This is a genomic window from Mesorhizobium sp. P3_A10 (genome assembly GCF_056403175.1).
This window is the reverse complement of record NZ_JBFUFZ010000003.1, coordinates 557,180-572,064: the sequence shown is the minus strand read 5'-3', so window position 1 is coordinate 572,064 and position 14,885 is coordinate 557,180. Positions and strand designations below refer to the sequence as shown.

Here is a 14,885-nt window from a genome sequence, read left to right as displayed (position 1 = left end):
GGCAAACAAGGAGCGTCCATGACCGCGCCAAATTTCCTCTCCGTCGGCATCGGCAGCGTCGAAGCCGAGCATGGCGCGCCGGCGCCGGATCGCCTGATTGCGGGCGATCCGAAATTCCGCACCTGGAACGTCGAGGAACGTGATGGCGGGCTCTATGCCGGCATCTGGGAAGCGACGCCGGGCAAATGGCGTATCGAATATGACGAGTGGGAGTTCTGCCACATTCTGTCAGGCGTCTCGGTGATATCGGAGACGGGTGGCGAAGCGCGCACCGTCAGGGCCGGCGACAGCTTTGTGCTCAGGCCCGGCTTCAGGGGTAGCTGGGAAGTGCTTGAAACGACCCGTAAGGAGTATGTGATCAAGCTTTGATCACCGTATCACGCTGGCCCTACCGAAGCCGATCGATGTCGGTATCGGAAAATCCGTATCCGCTCATCATCGCCCTGTGCCAGGGACTGCCCAGCAAATGGCCTGAAACCGGTTGACCTGGCACTGGCATTCGCTGGCGACCTGTTCGGCCTCGCCTTCCTCAGGCTGTTCGCTCGATTTGCTCTTCTGGCAGGCGGCGATGAAGGCGGTACCGTCGAGCGACGTGGCGGGGAAGGTCGAGACGTCAGCATAGCGATCGGCGGTCCAGCCAAACAGTTTTTGGTCGAGTTGCAGGTCGATGAAGCCGTTGCGCTTGAAGGCACCGAGCGCGACCCTGTCAGTGGCCGTCAGCCTGGCGCCTGGAATGTCGCCCAGAACCTCGCGGTAGCTGTCGCCTTCGAGCACGAACAAGAACAGCCCGCACTTCACCCCGTCGCAAGCGGGATCCGCGACATAGACATAGAGTTCGGAAAACCCGTCGAGATTGAAATCGACCTCATAGGCCCAGAACTTGTCCGCGGGCACGGCCGCACCCGTCTGGCGTTCGAGCAGTCTGGCAGCCAGTGCCCGGGCTATGGCGTCGCTGTTTTCCTGCGGGATGTTTTCAGGCTGTTGCTGGGCGAATGCGCCGGCGACGCCTGCACACAACAGCGCCAGGGCGAATGCCGTCGCCCGCGTCAAAGACAGTCTCATGTCGCGACCCCCGGCTCGCGACATCAAAAACTGACGGCAAGCCTTTCCAACCCATGGAAATGATAAGTGTCGCGGAAGCGTGGCTGTTCGGCAAGATGCAAGCGCGGTTGCCGGTCGAACAAGGTTTTCAGCGACACCTGCAATTCCAGCCTGGCGAGCGGCGCGCCGATGCAGAAATGGATACCGGCCCCGAACGAGACGTTCTTCTGGTCGGCGCGGCCGGGCCTGAAGGCAGAAGGCTCGGCAAAGGCACCCGGATCATGATTGGCCATGCCGAGCAGCAGCGCGATCTTGTCGCCGGGCTTCAGCACGATGCCGGGTCCGACCTCGATCTCCTCATAGGCATAGCGCAGGAACATGTGCAGCGGCGCGTCGAAGCGCAGGCATTCCTCGACGGTTGCCGCGGTCGCCTCCGGCGAAGTGAAGAAGCGGCGGGGATCGCCGCCTTGCGCCATGATCGAGCGCACGGCATTGCCGGTCTGATGAACGGTCGCCTCATGGCCGGCGTTGAGCAGCAGGATGGCCGAGGACACCAGTTCGTCCTCCGAGAGTTTTTGACCGTCTTCCTGGGCCGAGATCAGCAGGGACAAAAGGTCGTCGCCCGGCTTTTTGCGCCGCTCGGCAACATAGCCACGCAGGAAATCGGAAAAATCGCGTGCGGCGCGATTGGCCGTCTCCTCCGTCTCGCGGGTGCGGCCATGCATGTACATGGCCACCATCTGGTGCGACCAGTCGAGCAGTTGCGGCCCCATCTCGACCGGCACGCCGAGCATTTCGGCGATGATCGTGATCGGCAAGGGTGCGGCGAAGGCAGGCAGCAGGTCGACCTGGTCCGGTCCGAAACGGTCGATCAATTCGTTGGCGAGCGCCTCGACACGCGGCCTCAGCCGCTCGACCTGGCGCGAGACGAAGGCGCGGTTGACCAGCGTTCTCAGCCGCGTGTGCACCGGCGGCTCCAGTTCCAGCATCGAATTGGCCTCGATGCCGTCGAAGGCGGCGAGATGCGTGCGGTCCTGGCCGACGCCGCGGCTGTCGGGAATGCCGGCCGGATTCTGGCGGCCAAAACGGCGGTCGCGCAACAGCCGGTTGACGTCGTCGAAGCCGCCAAAGCACCAGATGCCGTAGTCTTCCCAGAAGAAGGCGTTCGATGCGCCGTGCAAAAAGGCATAGGCCTCGTAAGGGTTCTGGAAAAATTCCGGCTCGTGTGGATCCAGTTGCACATGGCGGCTGGCTGGATCAAAGGCCAGGTAAGGTAGTGGCATCAAATCGGTCATTCCAGATCATTAGCGCGGCTTGCCAGACAGGCGCCAGACCGTATGTTGGCGCCCGACTGCCCAATGCGTTGAGCCAGCCCATGCTGCTGCGGAAAGACGGTTTTGATGAATGTGATCGTGGTCGGCGCGGGTATTGCGGGGCTCTCGACGGCGTGGTCGCTGGTCAAGGCCAGCCACAGCGTTTCCATAGTCGAGCAAGGGCCGATCCCCAATCCGCTGGCCGCGTCCGGCGATCATCACCGCATCATCCGCCGCGCCTACCGCGCCGGAACCGGGTATGGCCGGCTGATCACCGAAGCCTATGCGGCCTGGGACGAGATGTGGGCCGATCTTGGCCAAAGCCATCTCGATCCGCGCGGCTTCCTGTGCATCTCGCGCGAGCCGGGCGACGAGGCCGAGGAGTATCGCGAAGGCCTGGAAGAGGGGAACTATCCTTTCGACCTTTACGAACCGGACGCAGCCGTCGAGCGCTGGCCGTTCCTTGAGGCCGGTTCGTTCCGCTATGCCTATTTTTCGACCGAGGGCGGCGCGCTGCATTGCCGCAAGATCGCGGCAGGGCTGGCAGAATGGCTGCGTGGCAACGGCGCCAATGTCTACGAAAACGCCAAGGTGGTCGCGGTTGACGCGGAGGCCGGCCGCGTCGTGCTCGAGAGCGGCGAGACGATGCAGGCGGACCGCATCGTCGTCACCGCCGGCGCCTGGGTTCTGAAGCTGTTTCCGGAACTGGGCGGCGAACTGACGACGTGGCGTACCGCGCTCGCCTATGTCGAGCCGCCGGCGGACCTGAAGGCCGCCTGGCAGGCGGCCCCGGTGGTTCTCGATATCGGTGGCGCCGTTGACGGCTATGTAATCCCGCCGACCGGCGGCGCCGGCATGAAATTCGGCTCAGGCCTGCACCGGGTGCCGACCAGCGACGCCGACTGGAACCGCCAGCCGGTGCCGGGCGAGGGCGAGGCGATCCGCAACGTCTTTTCACCGCCGATCGCCCGTATCGCCGAATACAGTGTCACCGAGGTCGCCACCTGCGCCTACACCTTCACCGCCGACGAAAAGTTCATGGCGCATGAAAAGGCCAAGTGCCTGATCGTCTCGGCCTGCTCCGGCCATGGCTACAAGTTCGGCGCCGCCGTGGGCAGGCGCGTGGCAGCGGCCGTCGGCGACGGCAATGTTGCCGGTCTCAAGAAATGGTTGCGGGCCGAGGTGGCCTGAGAGGCCCTAACCCTGGCAGTGGTGCGGAATATGCACGCGGCGCCAGCTGGTCGAGCCTTCCTGCACCACCACCCGCCGCGCCACCCTCTGGTATGACGGCGCAACCTCGGTGACGTGCCGCCGCTCCGGTCGCACCAGCACTTCATGGGCAACGCTCTCATATTCGGCTGGCAGGACAACGCGCCGGGTGCGTGCAGGTTCAACCACCACCGTTTCGGCGACACGCGCGTAGCGAGCCTTGCGCCAGACCTTGCACAGCACTTTGCGGCCGTGGATCACGCGCCATTCCCAGGCATAGCCGCCATTGTCGACCTTGACCGTGTTGTAAACGGTGCGGGTGATGGCCGGCACCTCCTCATAGCTGACGCGGGGCGGCGCGATCTGCTCGACGCGCTCGAGCGTGCCATAGATCGGCGGGTCGTAGTCGACCAACTGCCCGCCCGGGCTGACCATTACGTCTTCATAGACGGTATCGTAGACAGCCGGACGGTGGACCGGTTCGTAGCACTCGACGGCGCGGCCGCCGGCCGCCGTGCTGGAGATGGTGCCGAGAACAGCCAGTCCGGCGATACTGAAGGAAGCGGTTTTCCTGAACATCGTACTCCCCCTGTTTGAACTCCAGACGCAAGCTCAACGTTGAATTGTAGGGGAAGCCGGGCCGGCGAAAAGTGGTTTCGCCCGGTTTCGTTAAGCGATGCGGTTAAGGAATTGCTACCTGGCGGTGGTTTCGCCGGCTCGACGAGATGGCAGCGACGATGATAAGGCCATCGGTAGATCCTGCTTGGCAACCTTAATTCGACTTAACCGGATGGCTAGGCCGGTCGGCCTTGCGCAAGGGTGAGCCGACATCCTATTTACATCTCAACGATCCAGAACCGATTCTGCCCGACTTGCTCATCCCCCGGCGCCGGAATCCCACCTTCAAAAAGGGATAGTCCATGAAGAACCCCGTCGAAACCTATATGAACCTCGTTCCGATGGTGGTCGAACAGACCAATCGCGGCGAGCGGGCCTACGACATTTTCTCGCGACTGCTGAAAGAGCGCATCATTTTCATCACCGGCCCGGTCGAAGACGGCATGGCGACGCTGGTTTGTGCACAGCTTTTGTTCCTCGAGGCGGAAAATCCGAAGAAGGAAATCAACCTCTACATCAATTCGCCGGGTGGCGTCGTCACCTCCGGCATGGCGATCTACGACACCATGCAGTTCATCAAGCCGGCAGTGTCGACGCTGTGCATCGGCCAGGCGGCCTCGATGGGCTCGTTGCTTCTCACTGCGGGCGAGAAGGGCATGCGCTTTGCCACGCCGAATGCCCGCATCATGGTTCACCAGCCTTCCGGCGGCTTCCAGGGCCAGGCTTCCGATATCGAGCGCCACGCCCAGGACATCATCAAGCTGAAGCGCCGCCTCAACGAGGTTTATGTCAAGCACACCGGCAAGACCTACGAGGAAATCGAGAAAACCCTCGATCGCGACCACTTCATGACCGCCGACGAAGCCAGGGATTTCGGCCTCATCGACAAGGTGATTTCGTCGCGCGAGCCGGCCGAAGGTGTTGCCGCATAAGTGATCCGTGGCAGTTGGATGGCGGTATCAAGCGCTTTTGGCGCGGCTTGCGGCATTTCGGCCACAATTGGCTGTTCCCTCGACGGGTAGGATTGCCTACGTTAAGGCTATGTTGAGTTTCGACGGCTTAGCTTTGCGTGGGGTCGTTGCGAATCATTGCCACGTTTTCTGATTTGTGTTTCGTACTGAATACGTTGCGGGAGCCGGGACACTGGCGGCGGCGAATTCCCGCGATAGATTGAATATGCGCCCTTTCAGCCAGACCATCGGCGGGCGGCCATGAAAGGACATGAAAATGAGCAAGGTCGGCAACAACAGCGGTGATTCCAAGAACACGCTTTATTGCTCGTTTTGCGGCAAAAGCCAGCACGAAGTGCGCAAGCTGATCGCCGGTCCGACGGTCTTCATCTGCGACGAATGCGTCGAGCTTTGCATGGACATCATCCGCGAGGAGAACAAGACCTCGATGGTGAAGTCGCGCGAGGGCGTGCCGACACCGCAGGAGATCCTCAAGGTCCTCGACGACTATGTCATCGGCCAGCCCTACGCCAAGCGCGTGCTGTCGGTGGCCGTGCACAACCACTACAAGCGCCTCGCGCATGCCGGCAAGAACAACGACGTCGAGCTGGCGAAGTCGAACATCCTGCTGATCGGCCCGACCGGGTGCGGCAAGACGCTGCTTGCCCAGACACTAGCCCGCATCATCGATGTGCCCTTCACCATGGCCGACGCCACGACGCTGACCGAGGCCGGTTATGTCGGCGAGGACGTTGAGAACATCATCCTGAAGCTGCTGCAGTCGGCCGACTACAATGTCGAGCGCGCCCAGCGCGGTATCGTCTACATCGACGAGATAGACAAGATTTCGCGCAAGTCCGACAACCCCTCGATCACCCGCGACGTGTCGGGCGAGGGCGTGCAGCAGGCTTTGCTGAAGATCATGGAAGGCACCGTCGCCTCCGTGCCGCCGCAAGGCGGCAGGAAGCATCCGCAGCAGGAATTCCTGCAGGTCGACACCGCCAACATCCTGTTCATCTGCGGCGGCGCCTTCGCCGGGCTGGACAAGATCATCTCCGATCGCGGCCGAAAGACCTCGATCGGCTTCGGCGCCATCGTCGCTTCGCCGGAGGATCGCCGCACCGGTGACGTGTTCCGCCTGGTCGAACCTGAGGATCTGCTGAAATTCGGTCTCATCCCCGAGTTCGTCGGCCGTCTGCCTGTTCTGGCGACGCTGGAGGATCTCGACGAGCCGGCGCTGATCCAGATCCTGACCGAGCCGAAGAACGCACTGGTCAAGCAGTACCAGCGGCTGTTCGAGATGGAGAACGTCGACCTGACCTTCCACGAGAATGCGCTGTCGGCGATCGCCAAGCGCGCCATCGAGCGCAAGACCGGTGCGCGCGGCCTACGCTCGATCATGGAAGCGATCCTGCTCGACACCATGTTTGAGCTGCCCGCACTCGAAGGCGTTCGCGAAGTGGTTATTTCGGAGGAGGTGGTTACCGGCAGCGCCCGGCCGCTCTACATCTACTCCGAGCAGAAGGAAAAGAAGGGCAACGTCAGCGCCTGACGTGAGCCCGCAGTCGAAGTTTTGAAACGGCGCCGCGAGGCGCCGTTTTGCTGCTGCGGACGTGCCGCGTTGTGACGAACGGATTGTGCAGGCCCTTGATCTTTGCCCCTCGTGCATCCAACTAACAAAAGAAGGCTGTGGGGCCGAGTTCTGTGCTGTAAAACTCCCGTCACAAACGGTGGTAGGCGGAACGACCCTCGGTCGTTAATATGAGATTCGCGGTTGGCCGATTGGTGGCCGCGACATGAAAGGTTGGACAATGGCCAAAGTATCCAAGGCACCCAGCGACGGCGTCTTCGCAGTCCTCCCACTGCGCGACATCGTGGTGTTCCCGCACATGATCGTTCCGCTCTTCGTCGGGCGTGAGAAATCGATCAAGGCGCTGGAAGAGGTGATGGGTCAGGAAAAGCAGATCCTGCTTGCCACCCAGATGAATGCCGCCGATGACGATCCCGAGCCCGGTGCCATTTTTGACATCGGCACGCTCGCCAATGTGCTGCAATTGCTGAAACTGCCGGACGGCACCGTCAAGGTGCTGGTCGAAGGCGCTTCGCGCGCCAAAATCGTCTCGTTCACCGACCGTCCCGACTTCCACGAGGCTCACGCAGCGGCGCTGGTCGAGCCGGAAGAGGAAGAGGTCGAGGTTGAGGCGCTGGCGCGTTCGGTCGTCACCGACTTCGAGAATTACGTCAAGCTGAACAAGAAGATCTCGCCCGAAGTGGTTGGTGCCGCCAGCCAGATCGACGACTATTCCAAGCTCGCCGACACGGTCGCCTCGCATCTTGCCATCAAGATCCCTGAGAAGCAGGAGATGCTGGCCACGCTTTCCGTAAAGGAGCGGCTGGAAAAGGCGATGGGCTTCATGGAAGCCGAAATCTCCGTCCTGCAGGTGGAGAAGCGCATCCGCTCGCGCGTCAAGCGCCAGATGGAGAAGACGCAGCGCGAATACTACCTCAACGAGCAGATGAAGGCGATCCAGAAGGAGCTCGGCGAAGGCGAGGACGGCCGCGACGAGGCCGCCGAGATCGAGGCGCGCATCAAGAAGACCAAGCTCTCCAAGGAGGCCCGCGAAAAGGCGGAAGCCGAACTGAAGAAGCTGCGGACGATGTCGCCGATGTCGGCTGAATCGACCGTCGTGCGCAACTATCTCGATTGGATCCTGTCGATACCGTGGGGCAAGAACTCCAAGGTCAAGCAGGACCTGGCCTTTGCGCAGAACGTGCTCGACACCGACCATTTCGGCCTCGACAAGGTCAAGGACCGCATCGTCGAGTATCTCGCCGTGCAGAGCCGCCAGAAGAAGCTGAAGGGGCCGATCCTGTGCCTCGTCGGACCTCCCGGCGTCGGCAAGACCTCGCTCGGCAAGTCGATCGCCAAGGCGACCGGCCGTGAGTTCATCCGCATGGCGCTGGGCGGCGTGCGCGACGAGGCCGAGATTCGTGGCCATCGGCGCACCTATATCGGCTCGATGCCCGGCAAGGTCATCCAGTCGATGAAGAAGGCAAAGAAGTCCAACCCGCTGTTCCTGCTCGATGAGATCGACAAGATGGGCCAGGATTTCCGCGGCGATCCGTCGTCGGCCTTGCTCGAGGTGCTCGATCCAGAGCAGAACTCGACGTTCATGGACCATTACCTCGAGGTCGAATACGACCTGTCGAGCGTGATGTTCGTGACGACGGCGAACACGCTGAACATCCCTGCGCCCTTGATGGACCGCATGGAGATCATCCGTATCGCCGGCTACACCGAGGACGAGAAGATCGAGATCGCCAAGCGTCACCTGATGCCCAAGGTGATCCGCGATCACGCGCTGCAGCCGAAGGAATTCTCCGTCGGCGAGGACGCGATCCGCGGCATCATCCAGACCTACACCCGTGAAGCGGGCGTCAGAAGCCTGGAGCGCGAGCTGATGAAGCTTGGCCGCAAGGCGGTGACCGAGATCCTGAAGACCAAGAAGAAGACGGTGAGCATCACGGCGGCGAACCTCGCCGATTACCTCGGTGTCCAGCGCTTCCGCTTCGGCCAGGTCGAGGCTGACGATCAGGTCGGTGTCGTCACCGGTCTCGCCTGGACGGAAGTCGGCGGCGAACTGCTGACGGTCGAAGGCGTCATGATGCCCGGCAAGGGCCGCATGACGGTGACCGGCAATCTGCGCGATGTGATGAAGGAATCGATTTCGGCGGCGGCCTCCTATGTCCGCTCGCGCGCCATCGATTTCGGCATCGAGCCGCCGCTGTTCGACAAGCGTGACATTCACGTGCACTTGCCGGAAGGCGCCACGCCGAAGGACGGTCCATCTGCAGGTGCTGCCATGGCGACAGCCATAGTGTCTGTGATGACAGGTATTCCGGTCCGGGCCGATGTGGCGATGACTGGCGAGATAACGCTTCGCGGCCGCATCTTGCCGATCGGTGGCCTGAAGGAGAAGCTGCTCGCCGCACTGCGCGGCGGCATCAAGAAGGTGCTGATCCCGGAAGACAACGCCAAGGATCTGGCGGAGATTCCGGACAACGTGAAGAACGGCATGGAAATCATTCCGGTCTCACGCGTCGGTGAGGTTCTGAGGCACGCGCTGGTGCGTATGCCGGAGCCGATCGAATGGGTCGAGCCGGTGAACGCGCCGGCTGCGACCGACACGGCGGACGATGCCGGAAAGTCGCTTGCACATTAGTTTTTACTAATGGTGCGGTGCACAAAGAGAGAGCCGGGCTTCGCGCCCGGCTTTTTCATGTGAAAAACCCACCTTTTCCGGGCTTTTTCCAACTTTTTTCAAGCTTTTTGACTTGGTTGCTGGAACGCTTCTTTCTAAAGTCCCTTTCCTGCCGGATGAGTCGAAGAGTTCCGGTTTTTCTCATGGAAGGGAATTTTTATGAACAAGAACGAACTGGTTTCCGCTGTCGCTGAATCCGCGAGCATTTCGAAGGGTGACGCACAGTCGGCGGTCGATGCGGTGTTTTCCGTGATCACTGGCGAACTGAAGAAGGGCGGCGATGTACGGCTCGTCGGCTTCGGAAATTTCACCGTCTCCAAGCGCGCGGCGTCGACTGGCCGCAACCCGCAGACTGGCGCGGAAGTGAAGATTCCGGCGCGCACCGTGCCGAAATTCTCGGCCGGCAAGGGCCTCAAGGACGCGGTCAACTAAGACCATTTTTTCTTTTCAGAGAACATGAAAAGCCGGGCTTGCCCCGGCTTTTCTTTTTGTGCGCAGGGAGGGCGCGTCGGCCTACGCCGTCGGCGCGTCCGCCCGCATCAGCCCCTCCTGCTTGAGATCGGCCCACAGGGCCGCAGGCAGCTTTGCATCGAGCAGCGAGCGGTTGCTTTCGACCTCGCTCGGCCGCTGGCCGCCGGGGATCACCGAGACGACGGAGGGGTGCAGCAGCGGGAACTGCAGCGCTGCCTCGATCAGCCGCACGCCATGGCGTTTGCAGACGGCTTCGATGCGGGTGACACGGTCGAGTATGTCCTGCGGCGCTTCCGAATAATTGTAGTAGGCGCCAGGCTTGGGTCCGGTTGCCAGGATGCCGGAATTGTAGGGTCCGCCGAGAACGATGCCGATGCCGCGCTTCTGGCAGAGCGGCAGGAAGGTGGCAAGCGCCTCCTGTTCCAGCAGCGTATAGCGGCCGGCAAGCAGGAAGAGGTCGAAGTCGCCGCGCTGGGCCAGCATCTGGCAGACCTGCCATTCGTTGATGCCGCCGCCGAACGCCTTGATCACGCCCTGGTCGCGCAACGAAAGCAGCCCGTAATAGCCGGAGGCCATGAACTCGTTGATGCGCTGGTCCGAGGCTTCCTTGCTGCCATGGGTGAAGATGTCGACGTCATGCACGAATAGAATGTCGATGCGGTCGACGCCGAGCCGTTCCAGCGAGGCCTCGAACGAGCGCATGACGCCGTCATAGCTGTAGTCGTAGACCTCGCTGCGCGATGGCGTGTCGAAGAACTTGCCGATGCCGGTGCGCTGCTCCGGCGGGCAGGCGCGCATGATGCGGCCGACCTTGCTCGACAGCACATAGTCGTCGCGCTTTTTCGAGCGCAGGAACGGATTGAGGCGCGATTCCGACAGGCCGAGCCCGTAGAGCGGCGCGGTGTCGAAGTAGCGGCAGCCGGTCGTCCATGCGGCCTCCAGCGTCGCATTGGCGTCCTCGTTGGAGACGGCGCGGTAGAGGTTGCCGAGCGGCGCCGTGCCGAAGCCAAGTTCCGTGAACGCGATGCCGCCATTGCCGATGCGGTCGAAATGCCGTGTCTTCATGTCCTGCAGAGATCCTGGATTGATTTGTCTGACATGACACTATCACGCCGGAGGCACAGCAAAAGCCGCCACGGCGGTTGGACAGGCATTTTCGCGGTGATAGCATGAACAAAAACAAGCCTTTCCCCGGAAGAGCGCAACCAGGAATCTCCAGCCACAGCCTTGGCAGACAGATGGGACCCTCATGACGAATACCGGCTCGGATATGTTTGCGAATGCGCTACAAGAGCTCGGCGCCGTGCTGGCGCGGGTCAACGAAGGCCGCATGGACGCCGCCTGCGCCATGCTGGCCGGCGCCAGGCAGATCGTGACCTACGGCTGCGGCCGCGAGGCGTTGCAGGTCAAGGGTTTTGCCATGCGGCTCTATCATCTCGGCCTGCCGGTGTCGGTGGTCGGCGACATGAACACGCCACCGCTAGGCAGCGGCGATGTCTTCCTGGTCAGTTCCGGCCCGGGTGAAACCTCCACCGTGCTGACCTTCATACAGGTCGCGCGCGAAGCCGGCGCGACCGTTCTGTTGCTCACCGCCGAGGCCGGCAGCAGCGCGGCGAGAGGTGCCGACTTCACCTTGCTTATTCCGGCGCAGACCATGGCCCGCGACCAGGGGCCGGAAAAGACGTCTGTCCTGCCGATGGGCTCGGTGTTCGAAGGCGCGCTGTTCCTGCTGTTCGAAGTGATGGTGCTGAAGCTGAAGGCAATCACCGGCGCAACGCCCGAAGCGATGCGGGCCCGCCACACCAATATGGAATAGACCATGCGCTACGAATTGATGCTGCCGCACCAGATCCGCAAGGCGATATCCGAGAACTGGCCGGTGGTGCTGCCGCTCGGCGTGCTCGAATACCATGGCGAGCACATGGCGGTCGGGATGGACACGCTGGCGGTCGTCAAGATGCTGGACCTGTTCGAAAAGGAGGCCGACATCGTTATCCTGCCGCCTTTCTACTATGGCGCGGCGAGCTACGCGGTGGCGCCGCCCGAAGGCAGCGGCTCGGTGCAGATCGGCGGCAATGCGCTGGCGCCGTTCGCCGAGGATCTGTTCTACGGCCTGCTGCGCATCGGCTTTCGCAACATTCACGCCATCATCCACCACCAGACCGAGAATTTCGCAGCCGGCATGCCGACCGATCTCGCCTTCAAGACCGCCGGCCGCCAGGCGATCTTCCGCTTCCTCGAAAAGGAGCGCGGCGAGGGCTGGTGGGGCTCGCAGGCGATGGCCGACTATTATTCCGGGCACGCCGCGGGCGAAAACTTCTTCAACTGGGTGCAGGTGCACCCGCTGATGCCGGCGGTGATGAACGGAAAATACCCGTTCGACCATGCCGGCATCGGCGAGACATCGCTGATGCTGGCACTATGCCCGGAAGCCGTCGATGCCGGCCACTTCGCCGACAACAAAAGTTGGTACACGGCGAGCGCCCCAGAGGCCTCGGCGGAACTGGGGCAAATGGGCGTGGCGATGATCATGGATCACCTGCGCCTGATCTTAAGGCGCTAGCCCGTATTTTTCTGCCGTTCCGCGCTGTATTCAGCGATCGACTTGTTCGGGTCGCTTTTGGTCGCCACGGCCCAGATGAACGTCCCGCCGCCGGCGATTGCCAGGATGGCGAAGAGCGCGATGCCGAGCGGAAACGACTTGGTGTAGAGCACGGTCAGCAGCATGGACAGGCCGCCACCCACCATCGCCACCACAAAGCCGGCGATCACCGCGCGGCCCTGCCAGGCGATCGGCATGACGCCTTTGCCGTAGCGGTCGTAACCCTTGTGGCCAACACGGATGTTGCGCGCGAACCAGTACGGGCCGGCCATTGCCTATTTCACGGCTCCCGCCGTCATGCCCATGATCAGATAGCGCTCCAGCGCGATGCCGATGACGGCAAGCGGCGCGATTGCGGCGGTGGCGAGTGCCGCCATCGACCACCAGTTGATGCCTTGCGAGCCCGTCTGGCTCGCCACCATGACCGGAATGGTCTTGGCATCGGTGGAGGTCAGAAGGGCGGCAAAGAAATACTCGTTCCAGCACAGCACCATCGCCAGGATGAAGGCGGCGACCATGCCCGGCAGTGCGATCGGCATGACGATGCGGAAAAAGGCGCCCCAGATCGATAGGCCGTCAACCAAGGCTGCCTCCTCCAGTTCGACCGGAATGGAGTTGAACTGGTCGCGCATGATCCAGATGACGATCGGCAGCACCATCAGCGTGTAGAGCAGGATCAGCCCGATGCGCGTGTCGAGCAGGCCGACTTCGCGGTAGAGCACGAGGAAGGGCAGAGCGAGCACCACGGGCGGCAGGATCAGCTGCGACAGGAAGAAGAAGGAGATGTCTTCGTTCTTGAACCAGGCGAAGTGATAGCGGTAGCGGGTCAGGCCGTAGGCGGCGAGGCTGCCGATGATGATGGCCAGGCTCGACGCGCCGACCGAGGTGATGACCGAATTCATGAAGCGCTTGAGGAACTCGTCGCGCACCGTCGAGGTCCGGAAGATCGAGTCCGGCGACAGGCCAAGCGAGCGCCAGCCCTTCCAGTCCGGTTGGAAATCGACGAACGGGATGAGATGCCCTTGCGTGACGTCGACGGCGGTCTTGAACGAGGTGGTGATCGTCCAGTAGATCGGGAACAGGCAAATGAAGGCCCAGAAGGCGAGCGCGCCGTAGATGAAGACGCGGTTGGCGATGAAGCTCATCGGCGAGCGGATTTCGGAAGTGGAATAGTCGGTGGTCTGGACGCTCATGGTAGCCGCCGGCCCTAATTGACGTTGCGCACGAAGCGGTTGGCGAATTTCAACAGCCACGTCACGAACACGACGATGATCACGAGATAGGCCATCGCCAGCATGGTGCCGTAGCCGACATTCGAGCGGTCGCGGTACTCGCGGTAGATGAAGCTCGACACGGAATCGGTCGCCCCGCCAGGGCCGCCCGAGGTGACGGTGATGATGATGTCGGCCAGCTTCAGCTTGAAGATGATGCGCAGGATGACCGCCGTCACCGACACCGGCAACATCAGCGGAAACGTCACCTGCCAGAAGGTCTGCCAGGCGGTGGCGCCGTCAACGCGCGCCGCCTCGAGCACCTCGCGCGACATCGCCTGCAGGCCGGCAAGCAGCATGATCATCATGAACGGGATGAAGGTCCAGGCATCAAGCACCATGATCGAGATGCGGGCGGTGATCGGGTCGGAGAAGAAGGCCGGGTTTTCCCAGCCGAGATAGCGCGCCAGCGTCGCAGCCGGCCCGAAGCGGTATTCCATGATCGATTTGCCGACCATCCATGACACTGCCACCGGCGACAGCATCAACGGCATCAGGAAGACGACGCGGAAGAATTTTCGCGCGCGGATCTGGGCGTTGAGCAGCAGGGCCAGGCCGAAGGCGATGACATATTCGACAAGCACCGCCAGCACATAGAGCACCATGTTGAGCAGCGCGTTGCGGTAATAGGGGTCGCCCAGCATCTGCCAGAAATTGTCGAGCCCGTTGAACTTGCGGCCGGCGAAGGAACTGAGATTCCAGTCGGTCACCGCGATGTAGAAGCCAAACAGCGTCGGAAAGATCACCATGGCGATGGTGAACAGCAGCGCCGGCAGCAGGAACAGCGCGCGCTGGCCGTCCTCGCCGCGCGTCAGCACCTGGCCGATGCCGATTGCCGCGCCCCACAGCACATAGGCATAGACGATCGGCCGCCAGGTTTCGAAACCGATGGTGTCGACTTCGGTCTTGTAGAGGATCTGCAACGCGATCGTTGCCAAAAGGCCCAGCGTCGCGACGGCCATCAATGCCCGGCCGAACCGCTTGCGGCCCGGCGCTATCAGATCGGATGGGACGGCGTTTGCCGGCCACGTATTCGTGGGCGATGTCTGTTCAGCCACGCATCTCTTCCGTTCACAACAAGGCTCCGCGACCGGCCCGGCCGGTCAAGAGGGTTCCGGCGGTTTTGCCGCCGGAACCCGTTCACAAAG

General features: G+C 62.2%; 15 protein-coding genes. 8 read left to right on the top strand and 7 right to left on the bottom strand.

Translation table 11 applies throughout. The features are described 5' to 3' along the window. Positions 1 to 18 precede the first annotated feature (18 nt). The gene (locus AC1DXU_RS15795; protein ID WP_477317351.1) at positions 19 to 369 is read left to right on the top strand and encodes a cupin domain-containing protein; all 351 of its coding nucleotides are present in this window, start codon (positions 19 to 21) and stop codon (positions 367 to 369) included. Positions 370 to 435: 66 nt separating this feature from the next. Here the strand turns inward: AC1DXU_RS15795 and AC1DXU_RS15790 are convergent, their stop codons facing one another. Together AC1DXU_RS15790 and AC1DXU_RS15785 are read right to left on the bottom strand one after the other, a co-directional pair. Beyond that, a complete protein-coding gene (locus tag AC1DXU_RS15790; protein WP_477369920.1) occupies positions 436 to 1,062 on the bottom strand; it encodes a hypothetical protein in 627 nt (208 codons plus the stop codon). A 23-nt stretch (positions 1,063 to 1,085) separates the two neighbouring features. Continuing rightward, positions 1,086 to 2,336 (bottom strand): cytochrome P450, encoded by a 1,251-nt coding sequence (locus AC1DXU_RS15785; RefSeq protein ID WP_477369918.1) that lies wholly within the window; start codon positions 2,334 to 2,336, stop codon positions 1,086 to 1,088. Positions 2,337 to 2,441: 105 nt separating this feature from the next. On the opposite strand from AC1DXU_RS15785, the gene AC1DXU_RS15780 reads away from it, so the two are divergent. Beyond that, positions 2,442 to 3,545 carry an NAD(P)/FAD-dependent oxidoreductase gene (locus AC1DXU_RS15780; RefSeq protein WP_477369914.1) on the top strand — a complete coding sequence of 368 codons (1,104 nt, stop codon included), beginning with the start codon at positions 2,442 to 2,444 and terminating at the stop codon, positions 3,543 to 3,545. 6 nt (positions 3,546 to 3,551) lie between these two features. Here AC1DXU_RS15780 and AC1DXU_RS15775 read toward each other — a convergent pair whose 3' ends face one another. Beyond that, positions 3,552 to 4,142, bottom strand: coding sequence for a hypothetical protein (locus tag AC1DXU_RS15775; RefSeq protein WP_477369911.1), 591 nt, complete (start codon positions 4,140 to 4,142; stop codon positions 3,552 to 3,554). Between the two features lie 341 nt (positions 4,143 to 4,483). Here AC1DXU_RS15775 and clpP point away from each other — a divergent pair, with 341 nt between their 5' ends. The 4 genes from clpP (at position 4,484) to AC1DXU_RS15755 (ending at position 9,825) form a co-directional block, all read left to right on the top strand. After that, positions 4,484 to 5,113, top strand: coding sequence for an ATP-dependent Clp endopeptidase proteolytic subunit ClpP (clpP, locus tag AC1DXU_RS15770; RefSeq protein WP_477369908.1), 630 nt, complete (start codon positions 4,484 to 4,486; stop codon positions 5,111 to 5,113). A 295-nt stretch (positions 5,114 to 5,408) separates the two neighbouring features. After that, a complete protein-coding gene (gene clpX, locus AC1DXU_RS15765) occupies positions 5,409 to 6,683 on the top strand; it encodes an ATP-dependent Clp protease ATP-binding subunit ClpX (RefSeq protein ID WP_023759839.1) in 1,275 nt (424 codons plus the stop codon). A gap of 259 nt (positions 6,684 to 6,942) precedes the next feature. Continuing rightward, positions 6,943 to 9,354 carry an endopeptidase La gene (lon, locus tag AC1DXU_RS15760; protein WP_477317364.1) on the top strand — a complete coding sequence of 804 codons (2,412 nt, stop codon included), beginning with the start codon at positions 6,943 to 6,945 and terminating at the stop codon, positions 9,352 to 9,354. A gap of 198 nt (positions 9,355 to 9,552) precedes the next feature. After that, entirely contained in the window at positions 9,553 to 9,825 is a 273-nt protein-coding gene (locus tag AC1DXU_RS15755) for an HU family DNA-binding protein (protein WP_112392385.1), read from the top strand. 81 nt (positions 9,826 to 9,906) lie between these two features. Here the strand turns inward: AC1DXU_RS15755 and AC1DXU_RS15750 are convergent, their stop codons facing one another. Beyond that, a complete protein-coding gene (locus tag AC1DXU_RS15750) occupies positions 9,907 to 10,929 on the bottom strand; it encodes an aldo/keto reductase (RefSeq protein ID WP_477369905.1) in 1,023 nt (340 codons plus the stop codon). 184 nt (positions 10,930 to 11,113) lie between these two features. Here AC1DXU_RS15750 and AC1DXU_RS15745 point away from each other — a divergent pair, with 184 nt between their 5' ends. Both AC1DXU_RS15745 and AC1DXU_RS15740 read left to right on the top strand, forming a co-directional pair. Then, positions 11,114 to 11,680 carry an SIS domain-containing protein gene (locus tag AC1DXU_RS15745; RefSeq protein WP_477369902.1) on the top strand — a complete coding sequence of 189 codons (567 nt, stop codon included), beginning with the start codon at positions 11,114 to 11,116 and terminating at the stop codon, positions 11,678 to 11,680. A 3-nt stretch (positions 11,681 to 11,683) separates the two neighbouring features. Further along, positions 11,684 to 12,427: a creatininase family protein gene (locus AC1DXU_RS15740; protein WP_477369899.1), complete on the top strand. Its 744-nt coding sequence runs from the start codon at positions 11,684 to 11,686 to the stop codon at positions 12,425 to 12,427. On the opposite strand, the gene AC1DXU_RS15735 is transcribed toward AC1DXU_RS15740, so the two are convergent. Genes AC1DXU_RS15735 through AC1DXU_RS15725 form a run of 3 tightly spaced genes read right to left on the bottom strand, consistent with a single transcriptional unit; the run spans position 12,424 to position 14,795 of the window. Then, the gene (locus tag AC1DXU_RS15735; RefSeq protein ID WP_477369896.1) at positions 12,424 to 12,738 is read right to left on the bottom strand and encodes a hypothetical protein; all 315 of its coding nucleotides are present in this window, start codon (positions 12,736 to 12,738) and stop codon (positions 12,424 to 12,426) included. The genes AC1DXU_RS15740 and AC1DXU_RS15735 overlap by 4 nt on opposite strands. Positions 12,739 to 12,741: 3 nt before the next feature. Then, on the bottom strand, positions 12,742 to 13,659 hold the full coding sequence (locus AC1DXU_RS15730) for a carbohydrate ABC transporter permease (protein WP_477369893.1): 918 nt from the start codon (positions 13,657 to 13,659) through the stop codon (positions 12,742 to 12,744). 14 nt (positions 13,660 to 13,673) lie between these two features. Further along, positions 13,674 to 14,795: a carbohydrate ABC transporter permease gene (locus AC1DXU_RS15725; RefSeq protein WP_477369890.1), complete on the bottom strand. Its 1,122-nt coding sequence runs from the start codon at positions 14,793 to 14,795 to the stop codon at positions 13,674 to 13,676. Positions 14,796 to 14,885 lie beyond the last annotated feature (90 nt).